This window comes from Burkholderia sp. A2 (assembly GCF_001729305.1).
Classification (GTDB): Bacteria; Pseudomonadota; Gammaproteobacteria; order Burkholderiales; family Burkholderiaceae; genus Burkholderia; species Burkholderia sola.
On sequence record NZ_LZXX01000127.1, the window covers coordinates 237,084 to 257,684 of the forward strand.

The 20,601-nt window shown below is 68.4% G+C and carries 20 protein-coding genes; 6 read left to right on the top strand and 14 right to left on the bottom strand.

The annotated features are described in order from the left end of the window. Position 1 precedes the first annotated feature (1 nt). Both A9Z05_RS29655 and A9Z05_RS29660 read right to left on the bottom strand, forming a co-directional pair. Positions 2-1,303: a hypothetical protein gene (locus A9Z05_RS29655; protein WP_069621203.1), complete on the bottom strand. Its 1,302-nt coding sequence runs from the start codon at positions 1,301-1,303 to the stop codon at positions 2-4. 104 nt (positions 1,304-1,407) lie between these two features. Then, the gene (locus tag A9Z05_RS29660) at positions 1,408-1,578 is read right to left on the bottom strand and encodes a rubredoxin (protein ID WP_004186709.1); all 171 of its coding nucleotides are present in this window, start codon (positions 1,576-1,578) and stop codon (positions 1,408-1,410) included. Between the two features lie 255 nt (positions 1,579-1,833). On the opposite strand from A9Z05_RS29660, the gene A9Z05_RS29665 reads away from it, so the two are divergent. Beyond that, the gene (locus tag A9Z05_RS29665) at positions 1,834-2,700 is read left to right on the top strand and encodes a hydroxymethylpyrimidine/phosphomethylpyrimidine kinase (protein WP_069621204.1); all 867 of its coding nucleotides are present in this window, start codon (positions 1,834-1,836) and stop codon (positions 2,698-2,700) included. 184 nt (positions 2,701-2,884) lie between these two features. On the opposite strand, the gene groL is transcribed toward A9Z05_RS29665, so the two are convergent. The 10 genes from groL to A9Z05_RS29720 form a co-directional block, all read right to left on the bottom strand. Then, the gene (gene groL, locus A9Z05_RS29670; protein ID WP_069621205.1) at positions 2,885-4,525 is read right to left on the bottom strand and encodes a chaperonin GroEL; all 1,641 of its coding nucleotides are present in this window, start codon (positions 4,523-4,525) and stop codon (positions 2,885-2,887) included. A 46-nt stretch (positions 4,526-4,571) separates the two neighbouring features. Further along, complete coding sequence (gene groES / locus A9Z05_RS29675; RefSeq protein ID WP_004186661.1) at positions 4,572-4,865, bottom strand: co-chaperone GroES; 294 nt, start codon at positions 4,863-4,865, stop codon at positions 4,572-4,574. Positions 4,866-5,258: 393 nt separating this feature from the next. Next, the gene (locus A9Z05_RS29685; RefSeq protein WP_069621207.1) at positions 5,259-5,771 is read right to left on the bottom strand and encodes an SRPBCC family protein; all 513 of its coding nucleotides are present in this window, start codon (positions 5,769-5,771) and stop codon (positions 5,259-5,261) included. 43 nt (positions 5,772-5,814) lie between these two features. Continuing rightward, on the bottom strand, positions 5,815-6,447 hold the full coding sequence (locus A9Z05_RS29690; RefSeq protein ID WP_069621208.1) for a DUF1571 domain-containing protein: 633 nt from the start codon (positions 6,445-6,447) through the stop codon (positions 5,815-5,817). Then, positions 6,444-6,863, bottom strand: a complete 420-nt coding sequence (locus A9Z05_RS29695) for a quinol oxidase (RefSeq protein ID WP_069621226.1) — start codon at positions 6,861-6,863, stop codon at positions 6,444-6,446. The genes A9Z05_RS29690 and A9Z05_RS29695 overlap by 4 nt, the downstream gene beginning before the upstream one ends. 26 nt (positions 6,864-6,889) lie before the next feature. After that, the gene (locus tag A9Z05_RS29700) at positions 6,890-7,672 is read right to left on the bottom strand and encodes an anti-sigma factor (RefSeq protein ID WP_069621209.1); all 783 of its coding nucleotides are present in this window, start codon (positions 7,670-7,672) and stop codon (positions 6,890-6,892) included. Further along, positions 7,669-8,184 carry a sigma-70 family RNA polymerase sigma factor gene (locus A9Z05_RS29705; RefSeq protein ID WP_069621210.1) on the bottom strand — a complete coding sequence of 172 codons (516 nt, stop codon included), beginning with the start codon at positions 8,182-8,184 and terminating at the stop codon, positions 7,669-7,671. Before A9Z05_RS29705 ends, A9Z05_RS29700 begins: the two co-directional genes overlap by 4 nt. 50 nt (positions 8,185-8,234) lie before the next feature. After that, complete coding sequence (locus A9Z05_RS29710) at positions 8,235-8,594, bottom strand: hypothetical protein (RefSeq protein WP_069621211.1); 360 nt, start codon at positions 8,592-8,594, stop codon at positions 8,235-8,237. Positions 8,595-8,901: 307 nt separating this feature from the next. Beyond that, complete coding sequence (locus tag A9Z05_RS29715; protein WP_069621212.1) at positions 8,902-10,146, bottom strand: FAD-binding oxidoreductase; 1,245 nt, start codon at positions 10,144-10,146, stop codon at positions 8,902-8,904. A gap of 67 nt (positions 10,147-10,213) precedes the next feature. After that, on the bottom strand, positions 10,214-10,993 hold the full coding sequence (locus A9Z05_RS29720; RefSeq protein WP_069621213.1) for an ABC transporter substrate-binding protein: 780 nt from the start codon (positions 10,991-10,993) through the stop codon (positions 10,214-10,216). Between the two features lie 359 nt (positions 10,994-11,352). Here A9Z05_RS29720 and A9Z05_RS29725 point away from each other — a divergent pair, with 359 nt between their 5' ends. From A9Z05_RS29725 to A9Z05_RS29745, 5 genes are all read left to right on the top strand, one after another. Then, positions 11,353-12,315, top strand: a complete 963-nt coding sequence (locus A9Z05_RS29725) for an ornithine cyclodeaminase family protein (protein WP_069621214.1) — start codon at positions 11,353-11,355, stop codon at positions 12,313-12,315. After that, positions 12,312-13,106: a transcriptional regulator gene (locus A9Z05_RS29730; protein ID WP_069621215.1), complete on the top strand. Its 795-nt coding sequence runs from the start codon at positions 12,312-12,314 to the stop codon at positions 13,104-13,106. Before A9Z05_RS29725 ends, A9Z05_RS29730 begins: the two co-directional genes overlap by 4 nt. A gap of 182 nt (positions 13,107-13,288) precedes the next feature. Next, positions 13,289-14,020, top strand: coding sequence for a DsbA family oxidoreductase (locus A9Z05_RS29735; protein WP_069621216.1), 732 nt, complete (start codon positions 13,289-13,291; stop codon positions 14,018-14,020). Positions 14,021-14,153: 133 nt separating this feature from the next. Beyond that, on the top strand, positions 14,154-15,593 hold the full coding sequence (locus A9Z05_RS29740) for a DHA2 family efflux MFS transporter permease subunit (protein WP_069621217.1): 1,440 nt from the start codon (positions 14,154-14,156) through the stop codon (positions 15,591-15,593). Positions 15,594-15,896: 303 nt separating this feature from the next. Continuing rightward, on the top strand, positions 15,897-16,685 hold the full coding sequence (locus A9Z05_RS29745) for a sulfite exporter TauE/SafE family protein (RefSeq protein WP_069621218.1): 789 nt from the start codon (positions 15,897-15,899) through the stop codon (positions 16,683-16,685). 278 nt (positions 16,686-16,963) lie between these two features. Here the strand turns inward: A9Z05_RS29745 and A9Z05_RS29750 are convergent, their stop codons facing one another. Both A9Z05_RS29750 and A9Z05_RS29755 read right to left on the bottom strand, forming a co-directional pair. Further along, positions 16,964-18,799: a S10 family peptidase gene (locus A9Z05_RS29750; RefSeq protein WP_069621219.1), complete on the bottom strand. Its 1,836-nt coding sequence runs from the start codon at positions 18,797-18,799 to the stop codon at positions 16,964-16,966. A gap of 614 nt (positions 18,800-19,413) precedes the next feature. Further along, the coding region (locus tag A9Z05_RS29755; RefSeq protein WP_218077828.1) for a D-(-)-3-hydroxybutyrate oligomer hydrolase at positions 19,414-20,601 on the bottom strand (1,188 nt) is incomplete at its 5' end.

Sequence of the window (20,601 nt, forward strand, 5' to 3'; positions counted from 1 at the left end):
GTCAGGCCCGGCCGAGGGCCGTGCCGAGCGCTTCGGACGCCGCCGTGAGATCCGGCGGCGCGACGCCGGCCGCGATCTTCAGGAGCGCCGCGCGCAGCATGTCGGACGCGTGGCGGTGCGCATCGAGGCCGCCGTCGGCGAGCGGCACGCCGTGCGCCGCACGGCGCCACGCCAGGCCCAGCGTGTCGGCCAGCAGCGCCGCGTGGCCGAGCCCGAGCGCGCACGCGGCCGTGCCGACCCGGTAGGCGGCGGCGGACGCATGCCATGCGGCGCCGGCGTCGGCCGTGGCCGGGTTGGCCGCCAAGTCGGCCATCGACGCATCGGCGGTCTGCAGGAAATCCTCATAGGCATGCGCGTTGACGGTCACGACGCCGAGCGCGCGCGTGGGCGCGGCGGCGAGCGCATCGTGCTCGGCCCGCGCGGCATCGGCTTCCCACAATGCTTCGGATGCGGGCGTGCCGGCGACGTGCCAGTCGACCGTCAGCCCGTAGTCGTGCAGCACGTCGACGAGCGCGACGTCCTCGGCCGCGGCGCCGAACAGCGCGAAATCGCGCCACAGCAGCGCGACCGTCTCGCGCACCAGCTCGGGCGGCGCGCTGCGCCGGCCCTGCGCGTGTTCGCCCAGCAGCAGGTTGATTCGCGCGAGAAAGCGCTTCAGCTCGGGTGCGCCGCTCGCGCGCAGCGCGCGCACGCATGCGGCCGCGAGCCGCCAGAAATCGTACGGTCCGTCGTCGGTAAGCACGGCCAGCATCGCGTCGACTTCGTCGAGCGCCGCGCCCGGCACGCCGTGTTCGGTGCGCAGCACGCCGAGCAGCGCCTGCTCGTAGCGGGCGCGAATACGGGGCGCGAAGGCGTCGGGCAGCGCACGCAGCGTGGCAGGCGGCACCGCGCGGCCGACCAGCGCGAGCGCATCGAGCGGCGTGCTCGCGCGCAGGTCGGCGGCGCTTTGCGCGCGCAACGCACGGAAATGCTCGAAGAGAACCGGCGAGCACGCGAGCTCGCGCAAGTTGTGGCGCCCGACGGCCGCACGAAAATCGTGCAGCGCCGCGCGCCAGCCGGCCGACGTCGGCTCGGTGGCGACGAGCGGCACGGCGGCCGACAGTTGGCCGGCAAAACGCGCGGCCGGCAGCCAGCCGGCTTCCGCGAGCACGGCCGCGGCCGCCGCAAGCGGCGCCGCGGCATCGTCGCGCCGCTCGAATGCGTCGGCGGCCGCCGCCAGCCACGCGTCGGCCGCGCGTACTGCCCCGCCGCGCGGGTTGGGCAATGCGTCAGGGTGGGGAACGTTCGCCGGATCGGACGTCATGGACACGCGCGCCTGTCATCGTCAAGTCGCTCGCGCGAACCGCGGCGCGCAAGCGCCGGGCCGGTGCGAGGCCTGAGCGGAGTGTCCGTGGGCCAGCGGTCCGATCAGATCTGGACCATCTCGAAGTCTTCCTTGCGGGCGCCGCATTCGGGACACGTCCAGTTGATCGGGACGTCTTCCCAGCGCGTGCCCGGGGCAATGCCCTCTTCCGGCAGCCCGGCTTCTTCGTCGTAAATCCAGCCACAAATCAGGCACATCCAGCTCTTGTATTCCATCTTAAGCCGCGTCGGGGAAAAGTCGGTAAATTCGGGAGCCATGATGGTACCGTGTCGGGGCCGGACTGCCTAGCAATCGCGCTGGAGGACGGCAACTACGTTGCGCTGCGCTAAAAAATCCGTCGTACCGGCCGGATTCCACCGCATAATGGTTGAAAAGTGCGGCCTGCCGGGCAACACAGGGCCAAACAAGCCCATTCGCCTCGCCGTCCGCATCTCCGTCGCTTGTCCGTTTTTCTCTTGCCCCATTTTTACATGTCCAGCAACGCCCCTCCGATCGTCCTCACCTTCGGCCTGTCCGATCCCACCGGCGGCTCCGGCCTCCAAGCCGATCTGATGACCCTGGCGAGCATGGGCTGTCACGGCGTGTCCGTCCTGACCGGCTATACCGTGCGCGACTCGGCCGCCTGCGATGAAGTGACCGGCCTCGACCCCGACGTCGTCGCCGCACAGGCGCGCATGCTGCTCGAGGACATGCCCGTTGCCGCGTTCAAGATCGGCGCGGCGACGCGCGCGGAAGTCGTGAGCGCGATCGCCGAAGTCGTTGCCGACTACGACGGCGTGCCGCTCGTGCTCGCGCCGGACTTCACGCTCGACGACGAACACGTGCTCGCCGCCGACGACCTGCGCGAATCGATCGCCGACCTGCTCGCGCCGCAAACCACGCTGCTGGTGGCCGACCACGCGACGCTGATCGCGCTCGCGCAGCCGGACGGCGATGCCGAGGCGCCGAATCTCGACGCGGCCGTGTCGCACCTGCTGTCGCAGGGCTGCGAATACATCCTGTCGTCGGAAATGGGCTCGCACCGGCTCGTCAATACGCTGTACGGCGAGGAAGGCCAGCTTCGCGAGGACATGTGGGATCGCTCGCCGCACCGGCTGATGGGCATCACCGATACGCTCGGCGCGGCCATCGCGGCGCTGCTCGCGAACGGCCAGGAACCGCCGGAAGCCGTGCGCGAGGCGCAGGAATACCTGTATCAGGCCGTACGCGACGCGTTCCGGCCCGGCATGGGCGCGTACCTGCCCGACCGGTTCTTCTGGGCGCGCAGCAACGACGAGTCGGACACGCCGCCGGCCGTGAAGGCCGACCTGGTGCCGAGGACGTCGCATCGGCATTGAGTCGCGACGCGGCGGGCCGGTCTCGCCGCCGCACGCCGCGCCGCGTTGACGCGTGACGTATCCGGCCGCCCCGCGCCCGCATCAAACCTCGCACGCATAAAAAAAGACCCGCATCGCTGCGGGTCTTTTCTTTTGGCTGGAACGCGCATCGCTGCGCGCTCCGGACACCGTCGACCGAAGTCGATTACATGTCCATGCCCATGCCGCCCATGCCGCCCGGCATGCCGCCCGGCATCGGTGCGTCTTCCTTCGGCAGTTCCGCGACAGCTGCGTCCGTCGTCAGCAGCAGGCCTGCAACCGAAGCTGCGTTCTGCAGTGCGGTGCGCGTGACCTTGGTCGGATCGACGACGCCGGCTTCAACCATGTCGACGTACTCGCCCGTTGCTGCGTTGTAGCCGTAGTTGCCCTTGCCTGCAGCAACCGCCGCCACCACGACGCTGGCTTCTTCGCCACCGTTCGTGACGATCTGGCGCAGCGGCTCTTCCATTGCGCGCAGCACGATCTTGATGCCGGCGTTCTGGTCGGCGTTCGCGCCGGTCAGGCCTGCGATCGCGGTGCGTGCGCGGATCAGCGCAACGCCGCCACCTGCGACGATGCCTTCTTCCACAGCTGCGCGCGTCGCGTGCAGTGCGTCTTCGACACGTGCCTTCTTTTCCTTCATTTCGACTTCGGTCGCAGCACCGACCTTGATCACCGCAACGCCGCCAGCCAGCTTGGCCACGCGCTCTTGCAGCTTTTCACGGTCGTAATCCGACGTCGCTTCTTCGATTTGCGCGCGCACTTGCTTCACGCGTGCTTCGATGCTTGCAGCTTCGCCTGCGCCGTCGATGATCGTCGTGTTTTCCTTGCCCACTTCGATGCGCTTCGCCTGGCCCAGTTCTGCCAGCGTTGCCTTCTCGAGCGTCAGGCCGGTTTCTTCCGCGATGACTTGACCGCCGGTCAGGATCGCGATGTCTTCCAGCATCGCCTTGCGACGATCGCCGAAGCCCGGCGCCTTGACCGCAACGGTCTTCAGGATGCCGCGGATGTTGTTGACGACCAGCGTGGCCAGTGCCTCGCCTTCGACGTCTTCAGCGATGATCAGCAGCGGACGGCCGGCCTTCGCGACTTGCTCGAGCACCGGCAGCAGATCACGGATGTTCGACACCTTCTTGTCGTGCAGCAGCACGAACGGGTTGTCGAGGACGGCGACTTGCTTGTCCGGGTTGTTGATGAAGTACGGCGACAGGTAGCCGCGGTCGAATTGCATGCCTTCGACGACGTCGAGCTCGTCGGCCAGCGACTTGCCGTCTTCGACGGTGATCACGCCTTCCTTGCCGACCTTGTCCATCGCTTCAGCGATGCGATCGCCGATCGACGAGTCGCTGTTCGCCGAGATCGAGCCGACCTGTGCGATTTCCTTGTTGGTCGTGCACGGCTTGCTGATCTTCTTCAGCTCGTCGACAGCCGCTGCGACCGCCTTGTCGATGCCGCGCTTCAGGTCCATCGGGTTCATGCCCGATGCGACGTACTTCATGCCTTCGCGAACGATCGATTGCGCGAGGACGGTTGCCGTCGTCGTGCCGTCGCCTGCGTTGTCGCTGGTCTTGGAAGCGACTTCCTTGACCATTTGCGCGCCCATGTTCTGGAGCTTGTCCTTCAGCTCGATTTCCTTCGCGACCGACACACCGTCCTTGGTGACCGTCGGGCCGCCGAAGCTGCGCTCGAGCACGACGTTGCGGCCCTTCGGACCGAGCGTGACCTTGACTGCGTTGGCGAGAATGTTCACGCCTTCGACCATCTTCGAACGGGCGGAATCGCCGAATACGACGTCTTTAGCTGCCATCTTCTAACTCCTTGAATTCTTGGGAATATGTACCGTCGGAGGACGCTTACTTGGCGTTGACCACGGCCATGATGTCTTCTTCGCGCATGACCAGCAGTTCCTGGCCGTCGACCTTCACGGTCTGACCTGCGTACTTGCCGAACAGGACACGATCGCCGACCTTCACGTCGAGCGCGATCGGGGCGCCCTTGTCGTCGCGCTTGCCCGGGCCGATGGCCAGGACTTCGCCCTGATCCGGCTTTTCAGCAGCGGCGTCGGGGATCACGATGCCCGAGGCGGTCTTGGTTTCCTGATCCAGGCGCTTGACGATCACGCGATCGTGCAAAGGACGAAGGTTCATATTCACTCCTCTCTTGACTGAGATTGAAGAACGCTTAGGGAAGCTGCCCGGCTTGGCGCCCGGCAGAGAATTGTTAGCACTCTCGTGCAGCGAGTGCTAATTATATGGACGGGTTTTGACAAATTCAAGAAGGGAAACCGGAGGAATTTTCGGGGCGGCGACGCGGCGGGAAAAACGGACAAAAACAACAAAAACCCCTTTTAAAACAAAGCGATGACGAATGTAGCCGCCCCGACAGGCAGGCCCGTGCGGCCCGCTGACCCCATCCAGCCCCGTTTGGACACCGGGTAAGCCCGGAGTTCCTGGAACCGGCGACATCGCATCAAAAAAACCGTGCGGGCGTCGATTTCGTCTGCCGCGACGTGCTCGCTGGCCGGCATCGCCGGGCCGGTTTCACGCATCGGCGCAGTCCGCGCCGGGCAGCGGCCGGAAGGTCCGGCCGTCGGTCTCGACGGTCGCGCCCAGCCGGCGCGCGAGCCCCTTCGCGCCTTCGCGCATCACGACGTCGTGATTCCATCGGAACAGCGGCCGCGCGAGCGGCTCCAGCCAGTTCATCCAGCCGTGCGTGCGGATGTGCCAGTCGTAGCGCACGACGGTGCGCGCGCCGTCGGCGGCGAACGACCAGCAGCCGTCGCCCTCGATCGCCCCGCTCGCATGGCCTTCGAGCGCATGCGGCCGCTCGACGCGCCGCACGCGCATGTCGAAGGTCAACCGGTACGGCAGCGCGCCCTTCCAGGTATACCGGTGCAACGCGCCGACGCCGCGTGCGTCGCCAGGCTCGAGCTCGACGGTGCGCACGGCGCCCTTCCACCAGTCGGGCCAGCGATCGACCTGATAGATCGCGTCCCAGACCGCCGCGAGCGGCGCATCCACCCGCCAGGTCGTCGAAAACCGGTACTCCGCCATGCAGCCTCCGGCATGCGCGTCAGGAACACGGCTCGGCGCGCCGTCAGGGCGCGAAGAAACGCTCGGGAAACGCGACGTCGATCTCCACGTCGTCGAGCGTCACGGTTTCGAGCGGCACGTCGTCGTCGCCGGCATAGCTGACGACCTTCAGCGGAAAACCGTCCGCGGCGTCGAGCCACAACCGGTAGCGGTGCACGCCGTCGACCGCGTGCGCGGGCGCGCCCGTGACCAGCACGCGCTGCGCGGGCCGGCCGCCGACGGCCTCCTCGCCTTCGGTCACCGTCGCACCGCCCTGCTGCAGCGCATGAACGTTGCGCAGCAATTCGCCGACGTCCGAGCGGTCGACCCGGTGGCCGGTGCGGTCGCGCACGAGCGGATTGGACGGCGACAGCGTCAGCGCGGGCGGCGCATGCGTGCCGAACGGGCGCAGCCTGACCTTGCCGTCGCCGGGATCGTACGCGAGCACCGCGCCGCGATGCGGCGACACGAAATCCATCCGGACGAAGCCCGGCTTCAGGTACGCGTAACGGATTTCGGTGTGCTCGCCGTCGCGCGCCGACGAGCGGATCGTCGCGCGGTACGAGCGGACATGGTCGAAATGCGCCTGCGCGACGGTCACGGGATCGGCTGTCATGCTCGCTCCTATCAGGCTCGCGGCCAGTAACGCGGCGATCACGGCGCCGCCTCGACTTCGAGCACGCCTTCCATCCCGCGCTCGCGATGGCTGCTGAAAAACAGCAGCCGGTGCGTGCAATAGTAGGCGAATCGCCCCGGCTGCACCGGCGTGAAACGAAACGTCCTCGGCGTCGTGCCGAGCTCGGTGCGTACCGCGATGCCGGCCTGCGGCGCGTCGATTTCGAAACTGTGCGGCACCACGCCGGACTCGGCCGACACGGTCAGTTCGACCGGCGCGTGCGCGCGGACGATCACGCGATTCGGCCGGAAGAAATAACTGCCGCCGACGATCGTCACGCGCTGCACACCGTCCGCGTCGACCGGCACGCGCACGGGCGTGTCGCCATCCGCCTGCGCAAGCACCGTGCCCGCGGCGCACACCGCGAGCACGAGCGCCTTCATCATCGTCATCTTCATCGCCTGCTCCCCGCGGGCGCCGTGCGTCATCCTTTCCACGCGTCGGTCGGCCCGCCCAGCGCACCGCATGCGTCGATCGCGAGTTCGCGCAGACGCCGTTCGTCGCCACGGCCGGACAGCGCATAACCCATGCCGCGATCCGACCAGAAATACGTGTAGCGGCCGTCGGCCGACAGCGCCTGCGGCGCGAGACGCCGCGCGTCGTATGCGGTCATGTACAGCGTCACGCGTGCGCCGTCCGCGCGCTGGTACATGAGCTGCGCGGCCGGCCCCGCGTCGCCTGGCAGCAGCCGGCCGCCGAGCAGCGCGTAACCGTATTCGTCGAGCGACGGTGCGCGCACCGGCCGGCCGACGCGCGCCGACAACCACGCGGCGAGACGCTCGGGATCGGTCGCACCGACTTCCACCGGATGCTCGCGGTCGGCCGCGTACACGGCGTAGGCGACATCGGCGCGCGCGACGAACGCCGGTTCGCGGCCGAACGCCGCCCAGCCCGCATGCAGCGCGACACCGATCAGCAGCCCGGCCGCCAGCCCCGCGAACGCGTGCGCGACGGCGCGCCAGCGCGGCGCGCGGCGCTGCACGAACAACGCGGGCGCCGCGCCCGGCAGCGGAAACAGCGCCTTCAGCGCATCGCGCTGTGCGCGGTAATGCGCGAATCGCTCGGCTTCCTGCGGATCGGCCTGCAGGCGCGCGAGCATCTCGCGCCGCTCGTGCCCGGACAGTTCGCCGTCCAGCAGCGCGGACAGCAGTTGCGCCGACGCATCGTCTTCCTGCTCGTTCGAAGGCTTGCGCGGATCGTCCATCATGGCTTCCCGATCACCCGTAACGTGGCCGCGCCGTGCGTCGACGGCGCGTCCGACAGCAACGCGCGCATCTGCGCGCGCGCCCGCGCGAGCCGCGACATCACCGTGCCCACCGGCACGCCGAGCACCTGCGCGGCATCGCGATAGCTCAACTCCTCCAGCGCGACCAGCAGCAGCACCTCGCGCTGTTCGACCGGCAGCCGGTACAGCGCGCGCTGCACGTCGCGCAATTCGAGCCCGCCGACCTCGCCGGCCGGCGCGGCCATCGTCTGCCACGGCGCCGTCGCGTCGTCGACCGCGATCTCGTGCCGCGCGCGCAACTGATCGATGAAGCGGTGCCGCAACAGCGTCAGCAACCATGCGCGCAGGTTGCCGCCGTCGCGCGGCGGCCGGTTCAGCGCACGCTCGAGCGTGTCCTGCACGAGATCGTCGGCCCACGCACGCTCGCCCGTCAGCGCACGCGCATAGCGCGTGAGATGCGGAAGCCATACCAGCAGGTCCGATTCATAGCTCATCGGGACGCCTCGCGCGTCGCCGCGCGGTCATGGTCACGCCACGGCCACGGTCACGGCCGCGCGACGTGCCACATGCCGCCGATTCCGTCGCCGCCCGCGTCGCCGGCCTTGTGGTCCATCTTCCAGCGATACAGCGGGCGGCCGCGGTATGCCCATTGCGTTTTGCCGTCGTCGCGGGCGACGAGGCTCAGTTCGCCCGACGCCTCGTCGTACGCGTCGGCGAGCGCGGGCGGCCAATTGGCCGCGCAGGTGCCGTCGCACATGCTCTTGCCCGGCGCATCGCGATCGAACACGTACAGCGTCATGTGCGCTTCGTCGACCAGTTTCCCGTCGCCGACCCGCGGCGGTTCCGCAGCCGCCGGCCGCACGATCGCCGCCGTCAGCGCGGCAGCGAAGAGCATCCGTTTCATTCCCGTTCTCCTTGGCGTCGTGTCGCGACACGGCGCCGCCGAACGGGACGATCGGCTTCGTCGCGATCATTATCCCGCCGGCCGGCTGTGCCGGAACTCGGTATGTAAACGGACGGCGGCGGCCGGTTATTCCATGCGGCGGCGCGACGACGAGCGGTGGCGACCATTCATGCGACGAAAGAACGCCGGACGCGTGAAGGTCTTTCTTGTCGACTACGCAGATCGTTTTCGACAACGCGCATTTCGAAACACGCGCGTTGCCACCGGCGCGTGCCGGCGGCCGACGCCGCATCGGCGTGCGGCCGGTTCAGCCAAAACGTGCGGGCCGATACGGACGGGGATCGATATAAGTCGGCGCGCCGGTCATCATTTCGGCGAGCAGGCGGCCGGTCGCGGGTCCAAGCGTGAGCCCGTGATGGCAGTGGCCGAACGCGAACCACAAATGGCGATGGCGCGGCGCGGGCCCGATCACCGGACGCATGTCGGGCGTGCACGGCCGCATCCCGAGCCACGGTTCCGGATCGAGCCGCTCGCCGATGCCGAACGCGTCGCGCGCCAGCGGTTCGGCGCGCGCGAGTTGCACGCCGGTCGGCGGCGCGTCGCGCGGCGCGATCTCGACGCCCGTCGTGAGCCGCAAGCGACCGCCCTCCATCGGCGCGACGACGAAACCGGCCTCGGTATCGCACACGGGCACGTTCAGCGGCGTGCGGGTCGGCCGGTAATGCATGTGATAGCCGCGCTTCGCGCGCAGCGGAATCCGGTAGCCGAGCGGCGCGAATACCTGATCGGACCACGGCCCGAGCGCGACCACGGCCGAACGCGCCGAGATCGGCCCGTGTTCGGATCGAACCTGCCAGCCGCCATCCACTTGCACGAGCGTCGTTGCGTCGCCGTGCACGAACGTGCCGCCGTCGCGCTCGAACAGCCGCGCATAGGCCTTGGTCAGCCCGCCCGGGCTCGACACGGTCTTCGGGTCCTGCCAGTGGAAGGCGCCGCAGAACGCGTCGCCGATACCGGGCTCGCGCGCGCGCAGCGCATGCGCGTCGAGCACGGTCATCCGCAGCCCGTGCGCGGCGGCGACCTGCTGCTGCGCGCGCGCTTGCGCGTCGAACAGCGCAGGCGAACGGAACGCCTCGATCCATCCGCCGTCGTGCACGAGCGGCTGCGCGTCGGTGCGCGCGAGCAGCGCATCGTGCTCGACGACGCTCGCCGCGACGAGCGGCAGCAGGTCGCGCGCGGCGGCCGCGAGCCGCTGCGGCGACGATTCGCGCCAGAAGCGCGCGAGCCAGCCCGCATACGCCGGCAGCGCGCGGGCGTCCCAATAGAGATCGACCGAACGGTTGCGCGCGTAGCGCAGCAGCGTGCCGAGCCGGCGCGGAAACGCATACGGCACGACCGACGAGCGCTCGATCAGCCCCGCATTGCCGTGGCTGGTTTCCTCGCCGGGCGCGCGCCGGTCGACGAGCGCGACGCGCAGCCCGCGATCCTGCAGATGCAGCGCCGACGACACGCCGACGATGCCGGCCCCCAGAACGATGACGTCGAAATCCATGGTTCCCCGCACTGCGTCGAGATGGGATGCGCCGTGCGCCGGCCCCGCGGCCGGCACGCGGCAGCGCTCACTTCGCGATGATGTCGCGCTTGAAATACTTCTGCGACAGCGCGCTCAGCGTGCCGTCCTGCTTCAGCGCATCGAGCGCGCCGACGATCTTCGCCTGCAGCGCCTTGTCGTTCTTGCGCATCCCGAAGCCGGTGCCTTCGCCGAGCGTCGCCGGATCCTTCAGCGGCTCGCCGACGATCCGGTAGTCGCGGCCGGCGGGCTTGTCGAGAAACCCGTCCTGCGCGGTCTGCGCTTCCTGCACGGCCGCGTCGAGACGCCCCGCGACGAGATCGGCGTAGATCTGGTCCTGATCCTGATACGACACGACGGCCACGCCCGCATTGGCCCAGTGCGCCTTCAGGAAATCCTCCTGCGACGAGCCCTGCAGCACACCGACGTGCTTGCCACGCAGGCTCGCGACGTCGGGCTTCAGCGGCGAGCCGCGCTTCGCGACCATCACGATCGGCACCACGTAGATCGCCGGCGTGAAGTCGATGCTTTGCTTGCGCTTCGCGGTGATGTTCATCGCCGAATTGATCGCGTCGAACTTGCGCGCCTGCAGCGCCGGGATCAGCCCGTCGAACGCATTCTCGACCCACACGCACTTCATGTTCAGCTTCGCGCATACCGCGTTGCCGACGTCGACGTCGAAACCCTGCAGCTGACCGGCCGGCGTCTTGCTTTCGAACGGCGGATAGGCGGCTTCGATCCCGAAGCGCAACGTGGTCTGTTCCGCATGAGCGGTGACGACCGCGCACGCGAGCGCCGCAGCGGCGCAGAGGGAAAGTTTCCAGTTCATGACGGTCCTTCCGTTCCGGAGTGAGGCGATGAAGATTGGTCGCGCGCCGGGTCGGCATTCGACGCAGGCGGCTGCATGCCAAGGTGTCGGGTCCTGCACGCGAAATATAGACTAAAAGTCTACTGTAGACTATATGGGATACGAGAAGATCACCGTGTCGCTCGACATCCAAATTTCGTCGATCACGCAAAATACCGTTGATTCCATGACGTTTTTCATGAGTCCGGCCCCACCACGACGTCTCGAAAAGAAAAATCATCCCGGTTTCGTTTGTCTATATTAGACTTTTAATCCACAACAAACCTCGCCGGACACCGTCTTTCGAGACTTTCTGTCCAGCCCGCACCGGAGATGTCCCGATGACGCAAACCGTCCCCACCCTGCCGCTGACCGTCGACGAAGCCGCAGTGCGCGCGGCGCTGCCGTCGCTCGACGTGCTCGGCACGCTGCGCCGCATGTTCGCGTCGCTCGCCGCGGCGCGCGCGGTGCAGCCGCCGCAGACGCTTACGCTGTTTCCCGACCAGGCCGGCGACTTCATCACGTATCTCGGCGCGCTCGCCGATGCGCAGGTATTCGGCGCGAAGCTGTCGCCGTACATCGTGACGGGCGGTAAACCCGTCGTCACCGCATGGACCGCATTGATGTCGATGCAAACCGGCCAGCCGCTGATGTGGTGCGACGCGGGGCTGCTGACCGTCGAACGCACGGCCGGCACGACGGCGCTCGCGGTCGACTGCCTCGCGCCGCGCGACGCGCGTCATCTGGCGATCGTCGGCGCGGGCGCGGTCGGCTTCGCACACCTGCGGCACACGGCGGCGCTGCGCGACTGGGACTCGATCCGTGTGTACTCGCCCGCGCTGGCGGGCGATGCGGCGCTGCAGGCGAGCCTTGCCGCGCTCGACCCGCGCGCCCGCGCGGCGGCGAGCGTCGAGGCGTGCGTGCGCGACGCGGACGTGGTGATGCTGTGCACGTCGTCGGGCACGCCCGTGCTCGGCGACGGGATGCTCACGCGCCCCGCGCTCGTCACGTCGATCAGCACGAACGTCGCGCGCGCGCACGAAATCCCGCCCGCGTGGCTGCCGGACATGGACGTCTACTGCGACTACCGGCACACGACGCCCGCGAGCGCCGGCGAAATGCAGATCGCGACGGCCGAGTACGGCTGGGATGCCGGCCGGATCGTCGGCGACCTGCCCGCGCTCGTCGCCGGCACCTGCGCGGCGCCGTCGCGCACGCGTCACGCGTTGTTCCGCTCGATCGGCCTCGGACTCGAGGACATCGCGATCGCGCACGCGCTGTACACGCATCTGACGCGCGGATGAGCGCCCCGCGCGCGCGGGGCCGATACAATGGCGCAACCGCCGCGGCGGCCGCGCGCGGGCGCACGGGCATGCCGGCCGACGGTGCGCCGGCCCGCCGGCCCGACACGCTGCCCGGCTCCCGCCCACCCGAGATCGCGATACCGATGCGCAAGAAGAAATCTCCCGTCAAAGACCTGCTGCTCACCCGCTATGCGCCGATCGCCGACGGTATCGCCGCGCTGTTCTTTCCGTACGCGGAAGTCGTGATCCACGACCTGCACGACCAGACCGTGCTGTATCTGGCGAACAACCTGTCGAAGCGCGAGGTCGGCGACGATTCCGCGCTCGAGGAAATCGATCATTCGGCGCGCGAGCGCGTGATCGGCCCGTACGAGAAGCTGAACTGGGACGGCCGACGGATGCGCTGCGTGAGCAACGTGCTGTTCGACGACGAAGGCCGCCCGGCCGGGATGATGTGCATCAACTTCAACATCGCGGTATTCGACGAGGTGCGCGCGACGCTCGACCTGTTCATCAAGGGCGCGGGCGTCGTCGCACAGCCCGACGAACTGTTCCGCGACGACTGGCAGGAGCGCATCAACACGTTCCTGCACGGCTGGCTGCGCGAGCGGCAGGTCGGGCTGAACGGGCTCACGCGCGAGCATCGACGCGAACTCGTCGAGGCGCTGTACGCGGAAGGCGCGTTTCGCGGCAAGAGCGCGGCGAACTACGTCGCGAACGTGCTCGGGATGGGGCGCGCGACGGTCTACAAGCATCTGAAGCATCTGAAGGAAACGCAGGGCGACGCCTGAGCGCGCAGCGGCGGCCGCAATGACGGTCGGGCCCGGCCATCGGCACCGGGCGACCGTTTCCGCGTCGACGCTTCGCGATACGCGGGCGCGGCTGCATGCCGCACGGGCCGCGGACGACGGAGCCCGGAAGCATAAAATGATATAGTCTCGGTTACACTTTTTTTGCCGTCCCCGGACCGCCCATGACGACCGCTCCCGCCCCGACCGACCGCCCGACCCTGACCGTCGAAATCTGGTCCGACCTGATCTGCCCGTGGTGCTGGATCGGCAAGCGCCGCTTCGACGAGGCGCTGGCCGCGTTCGCGCACGCCGATCGCGTCGACGTCGTGCTGCGCGCGTACCGGCTGATGCCCGGCCAGCCCGTCGAGCCGGTCGAAGCGATGCTCGCGAGCAAGTACAGGATGGCGCCCGCACAGGTCGACCAGATGCTGCGCCAGGTGACCGACGCGGCCATGAGCGTCGGGCTGCGCTACGACCTGCCCGGCACGCTGGTCGGCGACACGCTCGACGGCCACCGGCTCGTGAAGCTCGCGCAAGCGACGGGCCGCGCGCATGCGCTGACCGAGCGCCTGTATCGCGCGTATTTCTGCGAGCACGGCTCGCTGTTCGATCATGCCGAACTGACCGAATTCGCGGTCGAAGCCGGGCTCGAGCGCTCGGCCGTCGAAGCCGTACTGCGCAGCGACGCGTACCGCGACGAAGTCGACGCCGACATCGCGCGCGCCGCGCGGATCGGCGGGCGCGGCGTGCCGCTGTTCGTGTTCGGCGGCCGCTACGCGGTATCGGGCGCGCAGCCGGCCGACGCGTTCGCGCAAGCACTCGACCAGGCGTGGCGCGACGGCATCGTCGAACTCGGCGACGGCGATGCAGCCGCCTGCGGCCCCGACGGCTGCGAACTGCCGGCGCGCGCGTAACGCGCATCCCGCTTCACGCGCGCCGGGCCACACGCGCCACTACGCGACGCTCCTGCCACAAACCGGCAGGAGGCCCGTGCCGGTGGCGTCTACAATGCATCCTTCCCTATAACGACTAGAAGGCTGCGAGCCCATGACCCACGGGATACACGGCGAGAAGCGCTGGTATGCGCTGATCGTGCTCTGCCTCGGCGTGCTGATGATCGTGCTCGACAGCACGATCGTGAACGTGGCGCTGCCGTCGATCAGCACCGACCTCCACTTCACCGAAACGGCCCTCGTGTGGGTCGTCAATGCATACCTGCTGACGTTCGGCGGCTGCCTGCTGCTCGGCGGCCGGCTCGGCGACCTGTACGGGCAGCGGCGCATGTTTCTCGCGGGCCTCGTCGTGTTCACGCTCGCGTCGCTCGCCTGCGGGCTCGCGCAGTCGCAAGCGATGCTGATCGCCGCGCGCGCGGTGCAGGGGCTCGGCGGCGCGGTCGTGTCGGCCGTCTCGCTGTCGCTGATCATGAACCTGTTCACCGAGCCCGGCGAACGCGCTCGCGCGATGGGCGTCTACGGCTTCGTGTGCGCGGGCGGCGGCAGCATCGGCGTGCTGCTCGGCGGACTGCTGACGAGCTCGCTGTCGTGGCACTGGATCTTCCTCGTCAACCTGCCGATCGGCGTCGCGGTCTACGCGATGTGCGCCGCGCTGCTGCCGCGCATGCGCGCGCCGGCCGGCGCCGCGCGGCTCGACTTCGCGGGCGCGATCACGGTGACGGCATCGCTGATGCTGGCCGTCTACGGGATCGTCGGCGGCAACGAGGCCGGCTGGCTGTCGACGCAAACCGTCGCGTTGATCGGCGCGGCCGGCGTGCTGCTGGCGCTGTTCATCGCGATCGAGTCGCGTGCCGCACACCCGCTGATGCCGCTCACGCTGTTCGCCGCGCGCAACGTCGCGCTCGCGAACGCGATCGCCGTGCTGTGGGCGGCCGCGATGTTCGCGTGGTTCTTCCTGTCCGCGCTGTACATGCAGCGCGTGCTCGGCTACGGGCCGCTGCAGGTCGGCCTCGCGTTCCTGCCGGCGAACCTGATCATGGCCGCGTTCTCGCTCGGGCTGTCGGCGCGGATCGTGATGCGCTTCGGGATCCGCGGCCCGATCGCCGCCGGCCTGCTGATCGCCGCGTGCGGCCTTGCGCTGTTCTCGCGCGCGCCGGTCGACGGCGGTTTCGTATGGCACGTGCTGCCCGGCATGACGCTGCTGGGCATCGGTGCCGGCGTCGCGTTCAATCCGGTGCTGCTCGCCGCGATGAGCGACGTCGACCCGGCCGATTCCGGGCTCGCGTCGGGCATCGTCAACACCGCGTTCATGATGGGTGGCGCGCTCGGGCTCGCGGTCCTCGCGAGTCTCGCCGGCGCCCGCACCGATGCGCTCGCGGCAGCGCAAGCGACGCCGCTCGACGCGCTGAACGGCGGCTACCACGCGGCCTTCGCGTTCGGCGCGGTGTTTGCGGCCGTGGCCGCGCTGACCGGTTTGGCGCTGCGCATCCGGCCGCCACGCGCGGTCGAAGGCGCCGGGCCCGCGATGCACTGACCGTCGACGGGGGGCCGGAACCGGCATCGCGTCGGGGCGCGCATTGTCGCGCCCTTTCTTATGCAGGCCGGATACGCGGCGTCCGCCCCCGATTCGTCATCGCTTTCAGGCCGGTCGTCATTCTCGGTCCCGCTTCCGTTCAAACGCCCGTTTTACGTCCCGCCGGCCGCCTACCGGGCCGACCTTCCCGGCCGATTTTTAACGCGGTCGTACATTGACGCGCCACTTTTGCGACAATGGCGGACTTTGATGCGCGCCACGGCCGCGCGCCGCCGCCGAACGCCACATAACCGCCTGCCTCCGATGTCGCTTCCCCATATCGATCTGCTGTACTCGCTGTCCGGCCTGTTCGTCGGCATTCTCGTCGGCCTGACGGGCGTCGGCGGCGGTTCGTTGATGACGCCGATCCTCGTGCTGCTGTTCGGCGTCCACCCGGCGACGGCCGTGGGCACGGACCTGCTGTACGCAGCCGCGACCAAGGCCACCGGCACGCTCGTCCACGGCCTGAAAGGCTCGGTCGACTGGCGCATCACGGGCCGGCTCGCGGTGGGCAGCGTACCGGCCGCGGCGCTCACGCTGTGGTGGCTGCACACGCACGGGATGAACACGCCGGGCACCGCGCGGATGATCCAGCTCGTGCTCGGTGTCGCGCTGCTGCTCACGTCGCTCGCGCTGATCTTCCGCCCTCAGCTCACGGCATTCGCCGCGCGCAACCCGCTCACGCCGAACCCCGCGCGCACGCTGTGGTCGACCGTGCTGACGGGCGCCGTGCTCGGCGTGCTCGTGTCGATGACGTCGGTCGGCGCCGGCGCGATCGGCGTGACCGTGCTCCTGCTGCTGTATCCGCTGCTGGCGACGACCCGCATCGTCGGTTCCGACATCGCGCATGCGGTGCCGCTCACGCTGGTCGCGGGCATGGGCCACTGGCTGCTCGGCTCGGTCGACTGGTCGATGCTGCTGTCGCTGCTGCTCGGTTCGCTGCCGGGCATCGTGATCGGCAGCCTGCTGTCGGCGCGCGCGCCCGAGCGGCTGCTGCGCAACCTGCTCGCGTCGACCCTGGTCGCGGTCGGCGTGCGGCTCGTGCTGGCGTAAGCGGGCGCCTCGCGTCCGGTGACCAATGCCGCCGTCGGCGCATGCATCCACTCATCCTCAATAGAGGGCCTTTCGTCCCTGTTTTGAGGATTAAGGAAGCCATCCCCTGCGACTTCCGGGCGACGCCCCCTCCGACGCAAAAATGCCCCCGGAGTCCACGACTCTCGGGGGCATCCTGAGGAACGACAGCCACACCATCCACGCACACGCCCCGCAACGTCGCGACGCATGCGCGAGTGCATGTCGTTGCGGCGGGCGGCGCCCGCCGCCCGCCCCGCTTACTGCCCCTGCTGCTGCAGTTTCTGCTGCTTCATCTGCTGCGTGCGCGCCTGCAGCTTCAGCACGCGTTGCAGCGCGGTGCGGTTCGCGAGGATGCCGTCGTAGAAGTTGGCGAGATCGCCCTTCAGCGCGGTCCGCGACGCGTCGTTCAGGTAGATCATGTGACCCGACGGGTAGTTCTTGATCGTCAGGTTCCGCGCCTTGAGCACCGGATCGAGCGGCATCTGCGCGAGCGTCAGCTCCGTCTGGTGGAACGGTGTGACGGCGTCGAAATAGCCGTTCGCCGACAGCACCTTCAGGTCCGGGTTCACGCTCATCGTCGACGCCAGGTCGCCGGCCGTGTACAGCGTGTTGCCGCCGCCCTTGTTCGCGCCGGTCGGGTCCGTGTGGCTGAAGTCCCAGTTGTTGAAGACCTGGTCGTTCAGGTCCACGAACGACGACGTCGACGTGTACTTGAGGTCGGTGTTGATGTAGCTGTTCCACAGCACCGTGTACGCGCCGCCGACGTTCGTGATCGACGGATCGTTGCTGCCCGAGTTCGGCAGGATGTACGGCGCGATGCCCTTGCCCGTGAAGTTCGCGCGACCGTCGTACTGGCCGATCTGCGTACCCGGCACGAGCGTCAGGAAGAACGTGTACGGCGGATTGTCGTCCGACGACGGCACGTTGCCGAGCGCGGCCGGGTTGCCGAAGGTCTGGATCAGCGACGTCGGATCCGTGCCGATGTACGCGCCCATCTGCTGCGCGGTCTGCAGCTTCAGGTTCAGCCGCACGTTCACGAAGCCGCCGTCCTGCGGGTTCGGCTTCTGCGCGAGCGGCGCGAGCGTGTTGTCCGCGTAGTCGCGGGCCTGGACCATGTACGCGTCGAGATCGGTCGGCGTCGGATTGAGCGTCGTCTTCTTCCAGTAGAACGCGTCGGCCGCGAGCGTCGGGAACGTGCCCGGCGCGGACAGCGCGTTCGCATAGTCGAGAATCGACGACTGCAGCGTGATCCCGTTCAGGTCGATGCCGTCCTCGTGCAGCACCCACGACACGACCGCGCTGCGCGCGGTGCCGTACGACTCGCCGTACAGGAACTTCGGCGAATTCCAGCGCGAATACTTGGTCAGGTAGCGCTGGATGAAGCGGTCGATCGAGCCCGCATCCTGGTCGGTGCCCCAGAAGTCCTTGTTCTTCGCCGGCGCGATCGCGGTCGAGTAACCGGTGCCGACCGGGTTGATGAACACGAGGTCGGTGCGGTCGAGCAGGCTGTCCGGGTTGTCGAGCAGCTTGTACGGCGCGGGCGGCGTGAAGTTCGGGAACGACGACTGCAGGCGCTTCGGCCCGTACGAACCGAGCAGCAGGTAGACCGACGACGAGCCCGGGCCGCCGTTGTAGAAGAACGTGACCGGGCGCGGCTTCGAAGGGTCGGGATTGTCCTGCGTGTATGCGACGTAGAACATCTTCGCGTTCGGCGCCGACGTGACCGGATCGATCGTCGTCAGGTGGCCCGTGGTGGCCGTGTACGCGATCGTCTTGCCGCCGATCGTGACCTGGCGGTGCACGACCGCCGCGCCTTCCGTCGAATCCGTGACGGCATCGTTCGGCCCGGTGCCGTACACGTCGGTGTCGACGTACGGCTGGTCGGCCGCGGCGGCGGCCGTTGCGTCGGTGGCGGCCGACGTGCCGCCGCTGGACGTCGCGGCCGCGGTGGCCGCCGACGCGCTCGGGCTCGGCCCGTCGTCGCCGCCACACCCCGTGACGAGCAGCGCCGCGGCCGCCGCGGCGGCGAGCGGTACGCTCAAGGTCGTTCCGAATAGCGCGAAACCGTCTTTCAAGGACTTCCGTGTCGTCATTATTGCCTCTCGAACAGAACGATAAATACCGCCGATCACAAAGGATCATTTGCGCCGGCGCTCCGCACCGGGAATGCATTCGTTATGCGACGCATTCCGAGTTTTTTACCGGATCGGCAAATACCGATCGGCACGATTTACCCCACCCATGTTTTTTGCAACCGCACAATGGCATCAATTCCATTGCCGACGACAACTCAACGATCCGCGGCAATACGGATTGATTCCGTGGATTTGCAGGCACAACAAAAGCGACGGACCAAAGAATGCCCCGCAAAGCCCGCCCGGCAACGCGTCTTCACTTCGAACAGACGAACGATCCCCGCCGGCGAGATACCGATTAATCGCGAAACAGCGATCAATCGCGACTCGAGCCGATTGAATAAAATCGAAAGGATCGATTAACTAAATGGAAAGGAATATTCTCGTAACCGGATTTATTAAATCAAGTGAAAATACCGGCGCATAATAGGTTCCGGATTTATCGCCGTAAAGTAAGAATTTGTTACAGCGCTCGCCATTCGGATAAAACACAGTCCGGGACCGATTCCAGAGACGCACATAAAAAAAGCCGGACGGCTGTCCGGCTTGCGGGAGGGACGTGACGGGCGCCGTCAGAGCGGCACGTCGATCGTGCCGACGCCGACGGAAATCGCGTTCGCGCCCGGCGCGGCCGAGATCGGCGGCAGGTTCGCGCTCGTCAGCGCGGGCGCGGCGCCCGGCGTGCCGCCGCGCGGCACCGTGCGGATCACCTGCGACGGCGGCAGCGGCGCGCCGTTCTTCAGGCGCTTCCACATCAGGTTCAACGCCTGCACGTTGTAGTAGTGAACCGGCACGAAGCGCGTGTCGAAGCCCGGAACCGACAGGAACGCGTCGAAGTGCTGGCCGTTCGTCACTTCGTAGAACACCAGCTGGCTGCGCCCGGCTTCGCTGATGCCGTTCTGCGCGACGTACGCGCGCGACGCGTGGTTCACGGGCACGAGCGCGTCGCTGCGGCCCTGCACGATGATCGCCGGCTTGCCGTGCAGGTTCGCGTTCACGCGCACCGCGTCGACGTTCGCGGGCATCCCGAGCATCCCGTTCGTCCACAGCTGGCGCAGGCACAGCGCGCCCGCGAAACTTGCATCGGGCGTCGCGAGCCGGTGGTCGACGCCCGCGCCGTTGTTGAACACGAGATTGATGCCGGCCGTCGGCGGCACGCCGTTGCCGGCGCCGAACACGGCCGGCATCGGCGATGCGGCGGGCGCCGCGACCGCGCCCGTCGCCGCGTTCGTCGTCGCGAAGCTGAAGTTGCACAGGTTGTCGGTGACGCGCGAGCGCGTGTACGCGTTCGCATAGGTGACCGCGATCGCGGGAATCGCCTGCGAATCCCACATCGACGCCTGCAGCAGGTCGGAATCGGCCAGATAGCCGGCCGCATGGAGCTGCGCGAGCGCGTCGGCCGCCTGGCTCTGCGTGTCGGCGCCCGCCACCAGCCCGGCCGCGGCGAGCGTCGCGCAGCGCTGCGTGCGGATCGACTGCGTGGTCGCGGACGGCAGCGCGCTCAGGTACGGCGCGCCGGCGAGCGACGCCGACGCGGCCGCGCACGGTTCCAGCAGGTTCGCGAGCGTCGCGTAATCGGCCAGCGGCCGGCCGAACGACGGCGCCGGCTGGCCGCCCGTGCGGACGACCGCATTCGGCGCCATCCGCACGTTGATCTGCGGCTCACCGACCACGACCGCGGTAATCCAGCCGCGGTTGTCCTGCTCGGCCGCCGCGAGCGACGCGCCGCCGCCGTTGCTGACCGACGCGGCGATCGTCGT